Here is a 17,704-nt window from a genome sequence, read left to right as displayed (position 1 = left end):
GTTTAATTGAAGTTTTCAAAGTTAAATTTGCAAAAAGAAAACTATTTAAAGCGAAAGTTGGAAGGCGGAAAAATTTGCCGAAATTGGAATGGAATATTGTAATGTCCAATCTTTCGTGCTCAACATACGTGTCGCTACACACAATAACACTTGATACAAGCCAACATTATAGGTAAGCCGTTGGACTGACTTTTCGTAAACGTAAATGCCGCTATAAAGGAATCGTAAATATGGGGCACTCAGTCAACACAAACTAAACGAAAAAAGCCCCTCAACATTCTTGGTTGATGGGCTTTTTTCGCCTAGTTTTCTGACTGTTGTGTGCTGGTATTATTTTAAGCCCTATTTTTCATTAAAAAAAGTTATTAATATTTGATTTATTAATTCAGGTTTTTTCCAAAATACATCGTGAGAAGTATTAGGTAAAATGCAAAATTGTGATTTTTTGATTGCTTTGTGTAATTCTAATCCAAGTTCTGGCGTGTACATGTCATTATCCCCATAAACAAGCAATGTTTGAATATTTATTTCGTACAAAATGGACTTTTCAAAATAAATTTCTTCAAACCACATTTTTTTTGCTTCGGTTATATATCTTTTCCAATTTCCTGTAGGCGATTTTTCTTTATATTGTTTTATCCAAGGTTTTAGTTCTTTGGATACCCAAACTGTATCTGAGAATTTTTTTATTTCTTCTAATGATGTTTTTGTAGTTCCTTCCAGTTTGTATGTTGCACCAGAAACCGCAATTTTCTTAATTTTATCAGGTCTCATTTTTGCAAGAAGTAATGCTACATTTCCACCATCACTCCAACCAGTTACATAAGTACTATCTAATTTTAATAAATCTATTGCTAAGGAATAATAATCAGCCATAAGCTGATAAGTCATAGCACTATCTGCGAATTCAGAACGTCCAAGCCCAGGTGCATCAAAAGCAATTACTCTGTATTTTTTTGATAAAGTTGGAAAGCATTTCTTAAAATCAATGATATTTCCTAAACCTCCGTGAAGTAGAAGTAAAGGTGTCCCTTTTCCATATTCTTCATAATAGAGTTTAGTTCCTCGTATTGTTAAATATTTTCCATTATTTGAATTATATTTAATTTGGGCAATTCCATTTTTAGAAATGAATATTGCAAACAAAAATAGTAATAATTTTAATTTCATTTTTTATTTATACGATTTTTTAGCTACTTGCACACAACATTCGGAAACTAATTTTTTGGGACAGTTTTTACTTTAATTCTTTTCGCTTCTTTAAGACTATTATTAAGCATCCATTCGATTTGACCATTGACACTACGGAATTCATCAGCAGCCCATTTCTCAATGGCTTTCATCGTTTCTGAATCTATTCTTAATGCAAATGACTTTTTCTCGGACATTTCCCTATTGATTTAAAGTGCCTGTATTAATTACAGGTTTCGTTTCACTATCACCACAAAGGACAACCATTAAATTGCTGACCATTGATGCTTTTCTGTCTTCATCAAACTCAATAATTTCTTTATCAGCTAAAAGTTTTAAAGCACTTTCTACCATCCCGACAGCGCCTTCAACAATTTTATGACGAGCGGCGACAACAGCAGACGCTTGTTGTCTTCTTAACATTGAATGAGCAATTTCAGGAGCATAAGCTAAGTATCCAATTCTTGACTCTACAACTTCTATTCCGGCAATTTCTAAACGCTCTGTGACTTCACGCTCAAGAGCTTTATTTACATCATCAAAATTAGTGCTTAATGTTACTGTCGCTCTTTCATCTTCAAAATGGTCATACGGAAAAGAACCTGCAAGTTTCCTAACTGCTGAATCCGTTTGAATTCTTATAAAGTTTTCGTAATTATCCACTTCAAACGTAGCCTTAAATGAGTCTTTAACTTTCCAAACTAAAATAACGCTAATCATAATTGGGTTTCCCATTTTATCATTGACCTTAATTTTTTCACTCTCAAAGTTTCTTGCACGTAAAGACAAGCTTGTCCAATTATAAAGTGGGTTGATCCAAAAAAAGCCGCTTTGTTTGACACTACCTTTATAGTCTCCAAAAAGCAATAGGACTTTTGAGCTGTTCGGACTTACTACAATAAAGCCTTTTATTAAAAGAACAAATATTAGAAATGACGCAACTCCCAACATCATATTATTAGAGATAAAGCTATAAAGCGCTAATGCTGTTAATACTAATAGCACGACAACAACCAAATAGCCATTTAACGGTGCTATAATTTTTTCTGTTTTCATAGTGAGTAATATTTTTTCATAGTGAGTAATATTTAAATGATATCATTTTGATATCACAAATGTAAACAATAATTCGATACAAAAACAAGCCTTTTAACTAATTCACCTATCTTTCTAGACTTCTAGACAATAACAGCGGACACAGACAGAAAAACTATGTGCAACGACCAACCTATAAAAGCACACGCCAGTCATTGGCGCGGACGACGTAATAGAAAGTTTTGAGAGAGAATCACAAGAGGGCTTTCAGTCTTGAGCGATTCTACAGCAAAGTCGAGCTTAGAGCGATAAACATATTCAACAAGGGCATCTATAAATCGTACCTGATTATCGGGACTTATTGTATCTTCTAAACTTGTAAAACGCAGTTGTTGATGAGAAATACCTATGATGTGCTGCATGCTTAGAAATATGAAAAATCTTCTTTTTATATCAACATTTTGGTATATTTGAGCATAATAAAACGGAAGTTTTTGCACAGGCTGACGTTGTGGGAAATTTAAATAAACCCAAAATGTCAAAGTTAAAGAATAATCGGGAAAAGTTAAACTTAACTCAAGAAGAATTAGCTACAAAATCTGGTGTTTCAGTTAGAACAATTCAGCGAATTGAGTCTGGAATAGAGCCAAAGGGATATACACTCAAAATACTGTCTAAAACCCTAAATATAGACCGAAATGAATTGATTAATAGAGAAGATAAAAAAACATCAATAAATTACCCATTAATTAAACTCATCAATCTTTCTTCTATACCAGCTACATTTTTTCCTCCTTTAAATATTGTTTTTCCGCTTTTTTTGATGTTTGTAAAAAAAGAATTTAATCCAATTTCAAAACAAATAATATCCGTTCAAATTTTATGGACAATTTTGTCATTTATTATATTCATGTTAAGCTCTTTTATGAAAAATTGGTATTCGCTTGGCAATAAGTTCACCTTAATTATTATGGTGATTTTGGTATTATCAAATTTCGCAATTATACTTTTAAATGCTAAAGCAATTGATAAAACCAAAGATCTAAAATTAAAGCTGAATTTTAGCCTAATATAATTTTGGCGTGCAATTGGCGGGTTATTGGCAACTAAATTTATATATAGGAAATCGTTTAATTCTCAATCTTTGTCGAAAATTAAATATTATGAAAAAACATTTTCTTTCGCTGGTAATTACCATCTTTTCAATTGGATTAGCAAATGCACAGGTACCAAAAAATTCTGAAATATTCCTGACTTTAAAAAAGCAGGACAGTATTTTCTTTGAACGCAGCTTCAACCTATGCGACTTGGAATATTTAAGCAATGCTGTTCATAAAGAATTAATGTTTTATCACGACCAAAGTGGTATTCAAAACAGGAGTATTTTTATAGAAAACACTAAAAAACACATCTGTGGTGACACAATAAGAAAGCCAATAAGAAAGGTTGTAGAAGAAAGTATGGAAGTTTTTCCAATGTATAATAATGGTGTTTTATATGGAGCTATTCAAAGTGGGATTCACGACTTTTACATAAGAGAAAAAAATAAAGCTGATGTTCATACAAGTAGAGCAAAATTTACCCATTTGTATTTACTTGAGAATGGAAATTGGTTGCTTAAAGTGGTGTTGAGTTTTGACCATAATGACCCATCTAACAAGGAAACTAAAAGCACATTTGAAAAAGAAATTGGAAATCTTTTAATACAAGAAAATGTACCTGTATTAGGATTAGGGATTATTGAAAATGGAAAACTAAAACAAATAAAGGTTTTAGGAAATATAGACAAAGGAATACCTGCTTCGTATAATTCAATTTTTAAAGTAGCATCACTTACTAAGCCAATCACAGCTTTGGTTACATTGAAATTGATTAGTGCAGGAAAATTAGGTTTAGACGAACCATTAGACAAGTATTGGAAAGACCCTGATTTAAAAAATGATAAGTGGACTGGAAAACTCACACCAAGAATTATCCTTTCTCATCAAACAGGATTTCCAAATTGGCGTTATTTAGCTGAAAATAAGACACTTTCTTTTGAATTTGAACCCGCTACTAAATTCCAATATTCAGGTGAAGGTTTTGAATATTTAAGAAAAGCCTTAGAAGTGAAGTTTCGTAAGAAACTTGAAAAGCTTGCAGATGAATTAGTTTTTAAACCTGCCAAAATGAATGATACTCACTTTTGGTGGGACAAGTCAATGGACGAAAAACGATACGTGAAAAACTATGATAAAGACGGCAAAGTATTGGATACGATAAAATACTACCAAGCAAATGCAGCTGCAAATCTCTTGACTACTGTTGAAGACTATGGAAACTTTCTTTCTTACATTTTGAACGGTGCAGGTTTATCGCAATCGGTGTTTGATGAAATGTCAAGAAATCAAGTACAACTTAAAGACAAAGATTACTTCGGACTGGGTTGGGAAAAATTAACAGGATTTAGTGGAGACGAATATGCTTTGATGCACACAGGGAAAGATCCAGGCGTAAACACATTAGCTATTATGTTTCCCAAAAGTAAAAATGGATATGTTATTTTTCTAAATGGAGATAATGCTGGAAAAATATTTGAAGAATTACTAACAAAGTATATGTATTTAGGTAAGGAACTGTGGGACAAAAGATAAACTTCCCACATCAGCTACGTTTTCGTTGCGTGCTTAGCACGAACAATGAAATCCGTGTTGAACAGCCTGTCCCGTTTTTACGGGAGAACCGGTCACTGGCAGAAAATATGGAGTTATCGTAAAGTTTAGAGAGAGAATAATCAAGAGGGCTTTCAGTCTTGAGCGTTTTTACAGCAAAATTCAGTTTAGAGCGATCAACATACTCAAAAAAGGCATCTTAAATCGTACCTGGTTATCGGGACTTATTGATATATTTGAGGATAATAAAACGGAAGTTTTTTCATAGACTAACTTTACTAGCTAGTGTAGAAAACCAAATCACAAGAAATAGTATTGAATAAAAGATATATATGACGAAATTCGAATGTAAAGAATTGTCAATTATTGACCTTGAATTTGGCTGCGAAATTACATTTTCTGAAAAACCAGATACTTGTGAGTCTTCAAATGAACTAACGGTTGACGAAATACTAGCTTCTTCAGGGCAATATATTATGCTTCAAAGAACTTATGCCGACGATGAATATGAGGGTGATTATTATTACTTTGAATCAAGCGACTTTGATAAGTCTTGTGAATTAGAAGAATTTAAAATTGAATTGACTCGTGCGAAATTTGTTATAAGTATTGATAATGAAATATTTGAAACAAAAATAAACGTAGAGGAGTTAGAATTTGAGAATTTGAAAATAGTTCTTTCTAAAATAATTAATGGAAAAGGAAATCTAATAATTAACGATGAATAGCTTTCTCTAATAACAAAACACGAGCTAGTAATACCAGCACAAGCAATTTCGGCATTAGGCTAAACTTAAAATTGGTGTTGTATTTGGGATGATTTGGCAAATCCGAAAACAGGGCATAATTTAAACCCAAACCCGCTTTAGTGCCAGAACATTATGTCCTAGAGCAAAAAAAAATCACGATGAAATGAAATTTATAGATTTATTTGAAATTGCAGTTAAACTCGGTTTTGGAGCAATTCCTGTAAAAGATGAATATTATAAAATAGCTTTTAAGAGTTGTAATTCATTAAATATAGAAATCTCTTTCCCGAATGATACGATTAATGAAGACTCAGAAGATTCTATAAATATTGATTGGGATTATAGCATCAGAAATGATCAGAATATAGAAATCCATAAAGAATGGTTTGATTATTATAAAGGAAATTCAAAAACAAAAATTGAAGATATGCAAAATGATATTTCAGAATACTTAAACAATTTTGCTAATTCTAAATTCAGTATAATCGAGAAGTCTGTCTTTTCTATTTTTGGAATACGTTTTCTAAAATATAAAAAGTTAGTATTTAAAAAAAATCACAATGAAAGCTCCACCACATAACAGATAAAGTTTCGTTGCGGCTGCAAGCCGAAAAATAAAACTCATGCTGAACAGCTTGGCCCGTTTTTTAACAGGAGAACTATTAAAAGTCAATGAATACTGTGCACTTTTCGTAAATTTTTGAATGAGAATGTCAAGAGGATTTTGTACCCAACCGCGCTGATTTGAAGTAATCGTTAGTGAATTTTGCAAACTGTAACCAAAACAATAAACAAATAATTAAATATTACACAAAGCCGTGTTGTAGTTATTTGCCATTCGTCTTTTAAAATTGAAAATCATTTGTAATGTTTGCTACGATGACGGCCAAAATGGGTCAATTTAAAGATGCTACAGAACAAGAAATCCCTTTTGGAAACTATTTCAAAAGGGATTTCTTGTACAATAGAACTGGGATTAAAATCCGTAGTTAACTCCTAATCCAAAAACTTCTCGTACTTGCACGGCTTGTATCGAATTGTCATCATAAATGGCTTGCACCGCTACATTAGCTGACATGTATTTATTGATTTTCATAATAATATTCATCTGGTAATCGATATCAACATTTTGTGGTTTGTCTAAATAATTAGAATATAAATTTAACCGATTTTCTATAGATACGTTAGTCATAATATTAAACTTGTAGTATGCTGAAATACTGGCTCCAAACTCAAATCGTGTTGCATCGCCTTGCTTTACGCCAAAAGAGGGACTTAATTCTGTAAAATGAGGATGAACAACGATCAGTTTTGCTGTTGCTGGTGAAAAATTCACACTCAAGTTATCATTTTTTTTCCAAAGCATTCCGGGTCCTAATTGAAAATAAGCAGGAGAGAAAAAATGGGATATTTTGGTCATATTTTTATCTAAACCAGTGTCCATTTGTGTTTTGAAATTAAAAAACATTGAATAATACCACTGTCCGTTTGCTTTCTTTCCGTAAAGCGAATTCAGCTCCAATCGGTCATCAGTTTTAGCTATTTTTTCATCTCCTTTTATTTTGGTTAAACCGTAGGCTAGAATCAGTTTATTATCCCAAATAACATTATCTTTTTTATAATTGAAGTCATAATTTAATCCAAAATTCCCTGCAACATTTGATGTTCCGCCACCCAACCACTGCTTGTTGTAAGCTGATTGATTGAAAAGTAACGAAATGTTACCTTTTTTGGTCCAATATTTTACGGTGTCTGTTGCTGTTTCTTGTGCAGCAGCAGAAAGTAGGGTAAAAAGCAATACGAAAGAAAAGGCTATTTTATTCATGATTTTCATTTTAAAATCCACAACTAAAGTATAAAATAATTACAATAAATTAGTCTTTCTTAGTCGATTTGTACAATGGCACTGCAGAGCACGCTTCGCCATACATAATACTTTTGGCAAATGGGTGTAAGTACTGTGCAGCCAAAACATAAGCTCTCATAGGAACAGCTTTCCTAGAGCAGCCTTTTATAATTACCGGTTTGTTTTGGTATACGGAGAAGTCTATTTTGGGCAAAAGTTCTTGGTATAAAGATGCTTCAAGATCGTCTAAGGTTCCGTTGATGATTTTCTTTGTAAATGGTGCTAATTGAATCGCAACTAGAATAGATGCCCAGGTTGGAACAATTGCATCGGTACTGCAATGAATCGATACATATTGATCTTGGTATTGCGACCAATCGTGATTTTTAAGCGCCTCTCGAAAGTCTTTTTCCCGTAATAAAAAACCCTCTAAAAGCCACTGCGAAATATCTATTTGTGCACGTATTCCTGAGGGATAATAATCCTCGAGATCGAAAACTTCTAGTACACTATTTGCAACTTTATTTATTATTTCTTCCATATTGAAAAGTTTAAAAGGTTTAAAGTTTAAAGTTGCTCAACCTTAAACTTTAAACCTGAAACAAATTTTACAACATTCCCAATTCTAATTTGGCTTCTTCGCTCATCAAATCTTTACTCCAAGGCGGATCAAAAGTGATTTCTACTTCAGCATCTTTTACACTCGCAATCGACTTTACTTTGTCTTCGACTTCTCGTGGTAAACTTTCAGCTACTGGGCAGTTGGGTGAAGTTAAGGTCATCAGGATTTTTACTTCATAATCGGTATTAACCATTACATCATAAATTAATCCTAATTCGTAAATATCTACAGGAATCTCTGGATCGTAAATGGTTTTTAATATTTTTACAATTGATTCTCCTAGTTCATTGGTGTCTATTTCTTGTTCCATTTTATTAACAATTTATTTTTTATTAATTTTTTTGAACCATATAAGGAATATAAGGTCATTTAAGTTATTCGTTTAATCTTCTAGATATCTATATCTTTCATTGACATAGGTTTTTTGTCCTTTTTTAAAAATATGTGTTACATTGAAATTGATTAATAATCCGATCGGAACTTCCAATAGTTTCATATAGGTTAATATTTGAGCTTCGTGGATAGGCAGTATTTTATCTACTGCTTTACGCTCTACAACTAAACTTTTTTCTACTAATAAATCACACCTTAATCCTGTTTCAAGATCTAAACCTTTATAATTAACTGGTATAATCCGTTAGGTATGGAATCCAAAACCTCTAATTGTTAATTCTTTTTTCAAACAAGTATGATAAACACTTTCTAAAAGGCCAGGGCCAAGATGCTTATGTACTTCAATAGCACAACCATTAACCTGATAAATTAAATCTTTTAAATATGTTTTGGTCATAAACTTTCTGTTTTTATTCTGACTTATATGACCTTAGATAACTTATATGGTTAAAAGAATTGGTTCGTAAATTAATTCTTCGCATCGAATGCCAAGGCATACATTTTTATATTTTTGATCATCGAAACCAGTCCGTTGGCACGGGTAGGCGATAGATGTTCTTTTAATCCTATTTGGTCAATAAAATCCATTTCTGCTTCTAGTATGTCCGAAGCTTTTTGATTGGAGAAAGTCCGAATTAAAATCGCAATAATCCCTTTGGTTAAAATAGCATCGCTATCCGCTGTGAAAACAATTTTATCTTCTGTTTGTTCTCCTTGCAACCACACTTTCGATTGGCATCCTTTGATGATATTGTTTTCGGTTTTGAATTCGTCCTTTATAATTGGCAGTTTTTTACCTAATTCAATAATGTATTCGTATCGCTCCATCCAGTCGTCAAACATGGAAAATTCATCAACTATTTCGTCTTGTATTTCTTTAATTTTCATAGCAGGCTGCATTAATTTCGGTATTATTCCTCTGTAACAAATGAATTTATTTTAGCAACAAATTGCTGTATTTCCTTTGGCGGAAAGCCATGGTCAAAATCTGTAGTTTCATAGGTTTTGCCTTTGTATGTAACTTTCAAATTGGCAATTGCCGCGCCATCATGAAACCTTTTTTCACTTGGGGCTTTAAATTTTGACAATTGTTCTATTTCTACCGTATCAAAATAAGTTATTATTTCTTTCCAGTCAGCCTCATTGATTTTTATGGGCGTCGCTTGACCCTGTCCATCTCGATCTTTGGATATAGTGACGGTCTTGTTTTTCACTATTATTTTTTGATAAAATCCTCTGGTATTGGCTGTGTATTCAATAATAGCGTTTTCCATATCTTGCGCTTTGGCACTATCGCAGCCGTTGCCTAAAAAGATAGTAAGGAACAAAATAGATAGTATTTTCATAAGAATAAAATTTTAAGATAACATTATTTGTGCTTTTTTGACTGCGGCTACCATCTGATCAATTTCTTCCTTAGTGTTATAGAAAGCAAACGATGCCCTGATTGTCCCAGGAATATCAAAGAAAGTCATGATGGGTTGGGCACAATGATGACCTGTGCGCACCGCAATTCCAAGTTTATCAATGATAGTGCCAATATCATACGGATGTATTCCTTCAATATTAAACGAAATTACGGAAGTTTTTTCTGCGGCAGTGCCATAAATCTTTAAACCTTCAATTTCTAATAAGCGTGCTGTTCCATATGCAAGCAATTCGTTTTCTTGTTGCTGAATGTTGTCAAAACCAACTTCATTCATATAATCAACGGCAGTTCCTAATGCAATTCCGCCGGCAATATTTGGCGTTCCTGCTTCAAATTTATGAGGTAGTTCAGCATAGGTTGTTTTCTCAAAACTAACGTCCTTGATCATTTCGCCACCACCTTGATATGGAGGTAATTTGTTCAACCATTCTTCTTTCCCGTATAAAATTCCGGTACCCGTTGGCCCACATAATTTGTGTCCCGAAAAAACGTAGAAATCACAATCTAAAGCCTGCATATCGGGTTTTAAATGCGGAACCGCCTGCGCACCATCTATCAAAACGGCTGCGCCAACAGCATGTGCTTTATCAATCATGTATTTTACGGGATTGATAGTTCCTAATGCGTTTGAAATATGATTGACCGTTACAATTTTAGTTTTATCAGAAAGTAATTTGTCATATTCGGACATGATCAACTCACCATCGTCATTCATTGGAATCACTCTTAGAACAGCGCCAGTTCTCTCGGCTAGCATTTGCCAAGGTACAATGTTGCTGTGGTGCTCTAATGCCGATACTAAAATTTCATCACCAGGTTTCAAAATAGAGGCAAAACCATTAGTTATAGCGTTTATTCCGTGTGTGGTGCCTGATGTAAATAATACTTCATGAGCAAATTTAGCATTGATATGATTTTGAATTTTCTTGCGAGATTCCTCATAGGCATCCGTTGCTAATTGGCTCAACGTATGCACGCCACGATGAATATTTGCATTGATTTCTTGGTAGTATTTTGAAATGGCATCAATCACCACTTGTGGTTTTTGTGTGGTCGCTCCGTTGTCAAAATAAACCAGCGGTTTTCCATTTACTTTCTGGGAAAGAATAGGAAAGTCGGCTCTAATTTTATTAATATCTAACATGTAGTTGTTTTTTTATTTCTAGAAAAAGAATAGATGACTAGGACTCTATTATTTAGAATTTTTCTAAATACAAAAGTAGTGAAAATCGAATTAATTTTTAGCAAACAGTTGTTAATTAAACCTCATTTTCTCATCCCATAATTAGTTTAAAAATGTGATTCCTTTTTATTAAATTGCTACAAATTAAATCGCTATGAAAAAATTATTCAAGTTTGTTGCCTTCGTAATTCTGGTCGGAATACTGTATGTTGGATTCACAAAGTATCCAAAACTGGATTTAATTTCGGGCTTTTCAGCCAAAAGTATGGCGTCTGGTCATTTTTTAGATAATCGTTCACAGGAAATAATTGAAAAAGGGGACAATGATATCGATATGATTGATTTAGCCAAAAGCACCATCAATGCTGCAGAAAAGTATGCATCAGCTTCGGTTTATGGTTTAAAAGAACGAAAAGCAATTTACCGCGAAGGGTTGGGCGCCACTTTAATCAATGATGATTTTGATGTTTCAAAACCGTATCTGGTTCCTAAAAGAAGGGTACCGAACAATGTAATACCTTTTCCGTACGGGAACAAAGAACCTAAAGATACCATATTTGCTAACGTTGATTATACCAAACTAAATGCGGCTGTGGCCAATGCTTTTGATGTAAAAGGGCAAATCAAAAAGAGAACACGTTCCTTATTAGTAATTTATAAAGACAAAATCATTGCAGAGAAGTACGACACTGGTTTTGATAAAAACAGCAAATTATTAGGTTGGTCCATGACCAAAAGTATCACAAGTGCAATGTTTGGTGTTTTAGAAAAACAAAGAAAATTTGACATTAATGCGCCAGCTCCTATTCCTGAATGGAAAAATGACAGCCGAAAATTGATAACCACAAGTGATTTGCTGCACATGAACTCTGGTTTACAATGGGTTGAGGATTATAATACCATCTGTGATGCTACCGAAATGCTTTTTCAAGCCGAAGATATGACCCGCGCACAATTGGAAAAACCGGCAGAATATAAACCAAATATGAAATGGAATTATTCTTCTGGAACTACAAATTTACTATCTGGGATTTTGCGGAAGCAATTCAAAACGCATCAAGAGTACTTAGATTTTTGGTACACAGACCTAATTGATAAAATAGGTATGAATTCTATGGTGATTGAGACCGACATGGCGGGGAATTATGTGGGCTCGTCCTACGGTTGGGCAACTACTCGGGATTGGGCTAAGTTTGGCTTACTCTATTTACACCAAGGCAACTGGAACGGGGAACAGGTATTTAATGAAAGCTGGGTAAAATACACCACAACTCCTACCAATAGATCTGAGGGAAGATATGGCGGACATTTTTGGCTCAATGCAGGTGGACATTTCCCAGATGTACCAAGAGACATGTATCACTGTAGCGGTTTTCAAGGGCAAATGGTGGCGATTATTCCGTCACTTGATTTAGTCATTGTACGATTGGGCTTAAAAGAAGAACCTGAATTTGATTTCAATGAAATGTTGAAAGGGATTGTGGGGAGTTTGGGAAAAATCAAATAAACAAACTTTTTATGTAGAGTAATGTATTGATTATTTTTTGCTAACTAAAATGAAATAGTTTCTGATCCTATTTTTAAGTGGCGTAAACCCCAATGAAATCAAGCGTTTAAAAATTGTTTCCCTCATAAGTAAGGGAAACAATACTAGTTAGTATTAATTTTTATTTAGGAGAAAAGATGTAACATTTTCGGCTATTAATCGAAAAATTATTTAAAAAATAAAGTCACTTTAGAAGGAATTCAAGGATACATTGGTGTAAGTGGTAGTTCATCAAAGAAGAACACAGAATCACAAAGTCCCGAGTTTCTGATTTTTTGTGGCATTGACATGACAACTATTTAGCGCTACTTATCGCATCAATAATTCATTAATTTTATTGTATAATAATTTTTCGTCTATTGGTTTTGAGATGTAATCATTCATGCCTATTTCCAATGACTTTTTGATGTCGACAGAAGTAACATCTGCAGTTAGCGCAATAATTGGAATTTTAGACTTCATTTTTTTTCTAATGAATTCTGTTGCTTCAAAGCCATTAATTTCTGGCATTTGAATGTCCATTAATATAATATCATAGGTGTTGTTCTGAAGTTTTTCTATAGCAATTTTCCCGTTTTCAGCAATATCGCATTCGAGTCCAAAATCTTCTAATATCATTTTTATTAAAAGCTGATTGAGTGGCATATCCTCTGCTACTAACACTTTTACATTGGTAAGTTTATTGTCTTTATTTAATTGAATTGCTGATTCAACTGGCATTTCGAGAGTGGTGTTTTTAAAACTCATAGAAAAACCAAAAGTAGAGCCTTTTCCTAATATACTTTTTACAAACAGTGTTCCGCCTTGAAGTTCTACTAGTTGTTTAACGATGGCAAGGCCTAATCCTGTTCCTCCATACAATCTAGATGTTGCATCAAATGCTTGCTCAAAATTATCAAAAATAGTGTCGAGTTTGTTTTCTGGAATACCAATTCCGGTATCGGTTAGCGCAAATTCAATAGTGGTTTTTTCAGCATTCTGGTCAAGAATTTTTATGTCTAAAGTGATTGTTCCTTTCTCTGTAAACTTAATGGCGTTGCTTATTAAATTCAAAAATATTTGTCGCAATCTAATGTCGTCACCCAAAACTATTTTTGGAATAGCGCTGTCAATATTTTTCACCAATTCTATATTTTTTTTCTCGCATTTCACTACAAATAAGTGAAAAATTTCGCAGATTGTTTGGTTTAAATTGAGTGGATTTTCTTCAAAATTCATTTTTCCCGCATTCACTTTGGCAAGATCAAGAATGTCGTTAATAATTACAATTAAAGAATTCCCAGAGGTTTTAACGGCGTTAACACATTCTTTTTGTTGGCTGTTTAATTCTGATTTTAGTAGCACATTTGTAAATCCAATAATAGCATTCATTGGTGTTCGAATCTCGTGACTCATGTTAGACAAAAATTGTTGTTTGGCTTTAAGTGCGTCCTCAGCAAGTTTTGTTTTATGCTCTGCATTGGCAATAGCTTCTATTAATTGGTCTTTCAAATGTACCTGCTTAGTAACTTCATTAGCAATTATTGTAACGCCCGAAATGGTTTTGTCAGCTTCTAAATAAGGCTGATATACAAAATTGAAATATCCATCTTCCATTTTTCCTTTTCGTAAAAGCGATACACGATGTTCATATCCATTAAATGGTTTTCCTGTGGTAAATACTTCATTTAATAAACTAGGAAATTCGGTAGATGCAATTTCTGGCAAAACATCAAAAAATGATTTTCCTTCTACGTCATTTCCTTTACCCCAAACTTTTTTTACACTATCGTTGGCAAGTATAATTTTCATATCTTTTCCTTTGAGAATCGCAAAGGCAAATGGCGATTGCATAAGCATCATATCATAGCGTTTATTGCTATCTTCCACAATTTTCATGGCTTTTTTTTCGGATTCAGCTTGAACTTCGAGAATTTTCATCTCTTTTTCTTGAACCTCTAAAGCTAGTTTTCTAACCGCTGTAATGTCAATAATAGTGAGTACAATCAATTCTTCATTTTGACTTGGTTGACTCACTCTATGTGCATTTAACAATAATATTTTATGTCCTATATTTGAAAAAATATGATCAATCTCAAAATCATGAAACCGAACATTATTGGGAACAATATCTTCAAGAAGTTTTCGTAATTCAGGAAAACTCCATTGATTATCATTTAATTTATAAAGTGATTTTCCAATACTTTCTTGCTCAGAAACACGAAAGGTTTTGCAAAAAGATTCATTAGCAGAACGAATCTTCATATCTTTATCAAGAATAAGCATGGGTTCGTGAATGGTTGATATAATCGCCTCAGAATAAGAATATAATTCTTCTATTTGTTGGTTACGAGCGTGCAATTCTTGATTACTTGTTGTAAGTTCTTCGTTTGTAGATTCTATCTCTTCTTTAGATGTTTCTAGTTCCTCATTTAAACTTTGTAGCTCTTCGTTGCTAGAAACAATTTCTTCATTTAAGCTTTGCAATTCTTCGTTACTAGATTCTTGGTCAAGAATTATGGATCCCATATCGGCTCTTGCGGCGACTAATTCTTCTTCTAGTTTTTTAATGCGTCGGTCTTTGGCAACAGAAATATTTTGGGAGGATTTTATGGGATCTTCTTCAACTTCTGAAACTTGTTGACCCGTAAACACCACAACCAATAAAGGTTCTTCGCCTTCAATGGTAATGGGTGTAACTTCTAAATTAACGATTCTATATGCATTTTCATTTTTATCACGATTCATTTCAATACCTATTTTTACAACCGTTTGTTCGGTTTTAATGGCATTATGAATGGCATTTCGCAACTCAAATGTTATTTCTGGATGTGCCATTTTCAAAACATTAAAACTGGCTTTGCCTGAAGAGTGTTGCAAATAAAGCGATGTACTTCCTCTAAATTGAAGGATGTCTAAGTCGTAATTAACTATTACACTTGCAGGAACATAATTTTCGAGCAATACAGTATCGAAAGCTAAACCAATAGTTCCATTTGCCGGGCTGTTCGTTTTTTTAAGGATTCGAGCCAGACTGCTATTTTTATTGGGCATAATACTGTTTGCTGTTCTTGAGTTTAAATTGGAAATGGTATTTAATCTTGAATAATTTTTTCGACAATAAAATTTATATTTTTTATTTGTAACTCCAAACAAATGTCCAGAAGACCCAATCGTTTCTGACTTTCCTAGCATTAGACAACCCCCATCATTTAGTGCATAATGAAAAGTGGAAATGGCTTTTTTCTGCGCAATTGTGTCTAAATAAATAAGCACATTGCGGCAACTAATTAAGTCCATTTTAGAAAATGGTGGATCAAGCAAAATATTGTGTTGTGCAAAAACACAAACATCACGCAAGGATTTACAAACGCGATATTTATCTTTAGTTTTAGTAAAAAATCGTTGCAATCTTTCTGGAGAAACATTTGCCAATTGATGGGCAGAATATTCACCAATACGCGCTAAATTAATGGCTTCTATACTTAAGTCTGACGCAAATATTTGAAGAGGAATGTTATTTTTTGTGTGGTCTTGAATTTCTAATAATAACATAGCTATAGAATATACTTCTTCGCCTGTTGCACAAGCTGCAATCCATATTCTTACACTATCACCAGCAGTTTTATTCTTTATTATTTTGGGTAAAATTGTATTTTTTAAAAGTAAAAAAGCATCGGCATCTCTAAAAAAAGCAGTTACATTTATAAGTAAATCGTGGTAAAGTAAATCAATTTCAGAAGTTTGATAGAGAAGCAATGCCGCATATTCTTTTAATGTTTTTATATTGTGAATCAGCATTCTGCGAGTTATCCTTCTCTTGATCGTATTCATCTTGTAATGACTAAAATCTACATTTTTGCTCTTGTGAAGTACTTGTAGTATATGTTGTAAAGCGGGATCATTATTTTCTATTTCTGATTCAGGTATATTTTTTATGGGTCTTAGAGTAGCCAAAGGATGTTTACTAATTCGGTTTATTTCCAAGCCAATTTCTTTTGGTGATAAAATAAAATCAACAACTCCAGAAGCAATAGCCGAGTGAGGCATACTAGCAAACTTAGCCGAATCATCTTGAGCAAAAGTTATGCCTCCAACTTGTTTTATTTCTTTTAAACCAGCGGTTCCATCATGAGCATTTCCTGATAGCACAACTCCAATAACATTTTCTTTATGCGTTTCTGCCAATGATGAAAAGAGTAAATCAATTGATAAATTTGATTTTCTTTTTTCGGGTCTTGGAATTAATTTGATATGCCCATCTACTACTTTAATCTCTTTATTGTATGGAATTACATAAACATTATTAGGAATCATTTTTTCCATATCATCAATATCTTGTACCACCATTTGGGTTACTTTAGATAGTAAAGAAGGTAAAATACTTTTGTGATCTGGACTTAAGTGCTGCACATATATAAAAGCCATGCCTGTAGTAGGCGAAAGATTCTGCAGCAATTCTGTAACCGCCTCAAGACCGCCTGCTGATGCACCAATTGCAACTATAGGAAATTCATGAGATTCATTGCCTAGTTCTTGCTTAGAGTTTAATTCAGATTGTGAATCATCTTTGTCAGAATTTTGATTTGGCGCTACCTTTTGCTTTTTTGAAAGTATTAAAGGAGTATTTTTTGGAAGTGCTGATTTCATTTTCGCCATAATTTATTTTAGGGAAATAGTAAATCAATCTAAACTTGTCTAAATAAACAAATGTTAATTGTACTCAAATGTAGTCTAATTTGAGTTCATAGACTATAAAACATTGACAATTGAAAATTATATGTTTTTTGGATTTTTATTATTTCGGGCAAATGAATTTTTTTTGGAAAAATTTGAATCATTAAAAGTCTATAAATATATATAACAAGGCTTTACGACAATTTTTTGCTGATTGGATTTCAAAAGAATATATGTTTAACCCCGATAGAAATGAAAATCCTTTTTGAGGTTTTTACCGAAAAAAGATTACTTCACCAACTTGCTATTTTATTTTGGTGATCATTGCATTTCATTTGCAATGTATAGTAGGATTAGTTCCTAAAAATAAACCCGACAGGTTTCTAAAATCTGTCGGGTTCTG

At 33.1% G+C, this 17,704-nt stretch carries 16 protein-coding genes and 1 pseudogene; 6 read left to right on the top strand and 11 right to left on the bottom strand.

The window, feature by feature from the left end:
- Positions 1-342 precede the first annotated feature (342 nt).
- Genes ACNQGB_RS03080 through ACNQGB_RS03070 form a run of 3 tightly spaced genes read right to left on the bottom strand, consistent with a single transcriptional unit; the run spans position 343 to position 2,247 of the window.
- On the bottom strand, positions 343-1,170 hold the full coding sequence (locus ACNQGB_RS03080; protein ID WP_417946957.1) for an alpha/beta fold hydrolase: 828 nt from the start codon (positions 1,168-1,170) through the stop codon (positions 343-345).
- Positions 1,171-1,217: 47 nt separating this feature from the next.
- Complete coding sequence (locus tag ACNQGB_RS03075; RefSeq protein WP_309757011.1) at positions 1,218-1,388, bottom strand: type II toxin-antitoxin system antitoxin; 171 nt, start codon at positions 1,386-1,388, stop codon at positions 1,218-1,220.
- A 4-nt stretch (positions 1,389-1,392) separates the two neighbouring features.
- Positions 1,393-2,247: an SPFH domain-containing protein gene (locus ACNQGB_RS03070; protein ID WP_309757013.1), complete on the bottom strand. Its 855-nt coding sequence runs from the start codon at positions 2,245-2,247 to the stop codon at positions 1,393-1,395.
- Between the two features lie 514 nt (positions 2,248-2,761).
- Between ACNQGB_RS03070 and ACNQGB_RS03065 the strand changes: the two genes are divergently transcribed.
- The 5 genes from ACNQGB_RS03065 to ACNQGB_RS03045 all read left to right on the top strand — a co-directional run bounded on the left by ACNQGB_RS03065 (position 2,762) and on the right by ACNQGB_RS03045 (position 6,619).
- Positions 2,762-3,301 (top strand): helix-turn-helix domain-containing protein, encoded by a 540-nt coding sequence (locus tag ACNQGB_RS03065; RefSeq protein WP_417946960.1) that lies wholly within the window; start codon positions 2,762-2,764, stop codon positions 3,299-3,301.
- 88 nt (positions 3,302-3,389) lie between these two features.
- A complete protein-coding gene (locus ACNQGB_RS03060) occupies positions 3,390-4,859 on the top strand; it encodes a serine hydrolase domain-containing protein (protein WP_417946961.1) in 1,470 nt (489 codons plus the stop codon).
- 350 nt (positions 4,860-5,209) lie between these two features.
- Positions 5,210-5,605 carry a hypothetical protein gene (locus ACNQGB_RS03055; protein WP_417946962.1) on the top strand — a complete coding sequence of 132 codons (396 nt, stop codon included), beginning with the start codon at positions 5,210-5,212 and terminating at the stop codon, positions 5,603-5,605.
- Between the two features lie 184 nt (positions 5,606-5,789).
- The gene (locus tag ACNQGB_RS03050; protein ID WP_417946964.1) at positions 5,790-6,206 is read left to right on the top strand and encodes a hypothetical protein; all 417 of its coding nucleotides are present in this window, start codon (positions 5,790-5,792) and stop codon (positions 6,204-6,206) included.
- 287 nt (positions 6,207-6,493) lie between these two features.
- Positions 6,494-6,619, top strand: coding sequence for a hypothetical protein (locus ACNQGB_RS03045; RefSeq protein ID WP_472777060.1), 126 nt, complete (start codon positions 6,494-6,496; stop codon positions 6,617-6,619).
- On the opposite strand, the gene ACNQGB_RS03040 is transcribed toward ACNQGB_RS03045, so the two are convergent.
- The 7 genes and pseudogenes from ACNQGB_RS03040 to ACNQGB_RS03010 all read right to left on the bottom strand — a co-directional run bounded on the left by ACNQGB_RS03040 (position 6,603) and on the right by ACNQGB_RS03010 (position 11,060).
- On the bottom strand, positions 6,603-7,451 hold the full coding sequence (locus tag ACNQGB_RS03040; protein ID WP_417946966.1) for a DUF3078 domain-containing protein: 849 nt from the start codon (positions 7,449-7,451) through the stop codon (positions 6,603-6,605). The two genes, ACNQGB_RS03045 and ACNQGB_RS03040, sit on opposite strands and share 17 nt — an antisense overlap.
- 49 nt (positions 7,452-7,500) lie before the next feature.
- Complete coding sequence (locus ACNQGB_RS03035; RefSeq protein WP_417946967.1) at positions 7,501-8,013, bottom strand: DUF2480 family protein; 513 nt, start codon at positions 8,011-8,013, stop codon at positions 7,501-7,503.
- Between the two features lie 67 nt (positions 8,014-8,080).
- Complete coding sequence (locus tag ACNQGB_RS03030) at positions 8,081-8,404, bottom strand: SUF system Fe-S cluster assembly protein (RefSeq protein ID WP_309756135.1); 324 nt, start codon at positions 8,402-8,404, stop codon at positions 8,081-8,083.
- A 72-nt stretch (positions 8,405-8,476) separates the two neighbouring features.
- Positions 8,477-8,884: pseudogene (locus ACNQGB_RS03025) on the bottom strand (GxxExxY protein).
- Between the two features lie 71 nt (positions 8,885-8,955).
- Entirely contained in the window at positions 8,956-9,375 is a 420-nt protein-coding gene (locus ACNQGB_RS03020) for a SufE family protein (protein WP_417946968.1), read from the bottom strand.
- A gap of 23 nt (positions 9,376-9,398) precedes the next feature.
- On the bottom strand, positions 9,399-9,833 hold the full coding sequence (locus tag ACNQGB_RS03015) for a hypothetical protein (RefSeq protein ID WP_417946970.1): 435 nt from the start codon (positions 9,831-9,833) through the stop codon (positions 9,399-9,401).
- A 12-nt stretch (positions 9,834-9,845) separates the two neighbouring features.
- Entirely contained in the window at positions 9,846-11,060 is a 1,215-nt protein-coding gene (locus ACNQGB_RS03010; protein WP_472777059.1) for an aminotransferase class V-fold PLP-dependent enzyme, read from the bottom strand.
- A 193-nt stretch (positions 11,061-11,253) separates the two neighbouring features.
- Between ACNQGB_RS03010 and ACNQGB_RS03005 the strand changes: the two genes are divergently transcribed.
- The gene (locus ACNQGB_RS03005; protein ID WP_417945625.1) at positions 11,254-12,606 is read left to right on the top strand and encodes a serine hydrolase domain-containing protein; all 1,353 of its coding nucleotides are present in this window, start codon (positions 11,254-11,256) and stop codon (positions 12,604-12,606) included.
- A 348-nt stretch (positions 12,607-12,954) separates the two neighbouring features.
- Here the strand turns inward: ACNQGB_RS03005 and ACNQGB_RS03000 are convergent, their stop codons facing one another.
- The gene (locus tag ACNQGB_RS03000) at positions 12,955-17,274 is read right to left on the bottom strand and encodes a CheR family methyltransferase (protein ID WP_417945626.1); all 4,320 of its coding nucleotides are present in this window, start codon (positions 17,272-17,274) and stop codon (positions 12,955-12,957) included.
- Between the last annotated feature and the right edge of the window lie 430 nt (positions 17,275-17,704).

Source organism: Flavobacterium frigidum (assembly GCF_048286795.2).
This window is presented reverse-complemented; position numbering and strand designations above follow the sequence as displayed.

What these genes read in the sequence shown, in the direction of transcription:
- ACNQGB_RS03080 (WP_417946957.1), bottom strand. Translation starts at nt 1,170, where the DNA reads ATGAAATTAAAATTATTACTATTTTTGTTTGCAATATTCATTTCTAAA.
- ACNQGB_RS03075 (WP_309757011.1), bottom strand. Translation starts at nt 1,388, where the DNA reads ATGTCCGAGAAAAAGTCATTTGCATTAAGAATAGATTCAGAAACGATG.
- ACNQGB_RS03070 (WP_309757013.1), bottom strand. Translation starts at nt 2,247, where the DNA reads ATGAAAACAGAAAAAATTATAGCACCGTTAAATGGCTATTTGGTTGTT.
- ACNQGB_RS03065 (WP_417946960.1), top strand. Translation starts at nt 2,762, where the DNA reads ATGTCAAAGTTAAAGAATAATCGGGAAAAGTTAAACTTAACTCAAGAA.
- ACNQGB_RS03060 (WP_417946961.1), top strand. Translation starts at nt 3,390, where the DNA reads ATGAAAAAACATTTTCTTTCGCTGGTAATTACCATCTTTTCAATTGGA.
- ACNQGB_RS03055 (WP_417946962.1), top strand. Translation starts at nt 5,210, where the DNA reads ATGACGAAATTCGAATGTAAAGAATTGTCAATTATTGACCTTGAATTT.
- ACNQGB_RS03050 (WP_417946964.1), top strand. Translation starts at nt 5,790, where the DNA reads ATGAAATTTATAGATTTATTTGAAATTGCAGTTAAACTCGGTTTTGGA.
- ACNQGB_RS03045 (WP_472777060.1), top strand. Translation starts at nt 6,494, where the DNA reads ATGTTTGCTACGATGACGGCCAAAATGGGTCAATTTAAAGATGCTACA.
- ACNQGB_RS03040 (WP_417946966.1), bottom strand. Translation starts at nt 7,451, where the DNA reads ATGAATAAAATAGCCTTTTCTTTCGTATTGCTTTTTACCCTACTTTCT.
- ACNQGB_RS03035 (WP_417946967.1), bottom strand. Translation starts at nt 8,013, where the DNA reads ATGGAAGAAATAATAAATAAAGTTGCAAATAGTGTACTAGAAGTTTTC.
- ACNQGB_RS03030 (WP_309756135.1), bottom strand. Translation starts at nt 8,404, where the DNA reads ATGGAACAAGAAATAGACACCAATGAACTAGGAGAATCAATTGTAAAA.
- ACNQGB_RS03020 (WP_417946968.1), bottom strand. Translation starts at nt 9,375, where the DNA reads ATGAAAATTAAAGAAATACAAGACGAAATAGTTGATGAATTTTCCATG.
- ACNQGB_RS03015 (WP_417946970.1), bottom strand. Translation starts at nt 9,833, where the DNA reads ATGAAAATACTATCTATTTTGTTCCTTACTATCTTTTTAGGCAACGGC.
- ACNQGB_RS03010 (WP_472777059.1), bottom strand. Translation starts at nt 11,060, where the DNA reads ATGTTAGATATTAATAAAATTAGAGCCGACTTTCCTATTCTTTCCCAG.
- ACNQGB_RS03005 (WP_417945625.1), top strand. Translation starts at nt 11,254, where the DNA reads ATGAAAAAATTATTCAAGTTTGTTGCCTTCGTAATTCTGGTCGGAATA.
- ACNQGB_RS03000 (WP_417945626.1), bottom strand. Translation starts at nt 17,274, where the DNA reads ATGAAATCAGCACTTCCAAAAAATACTCCTTTAATACTTTCAAAAAAG.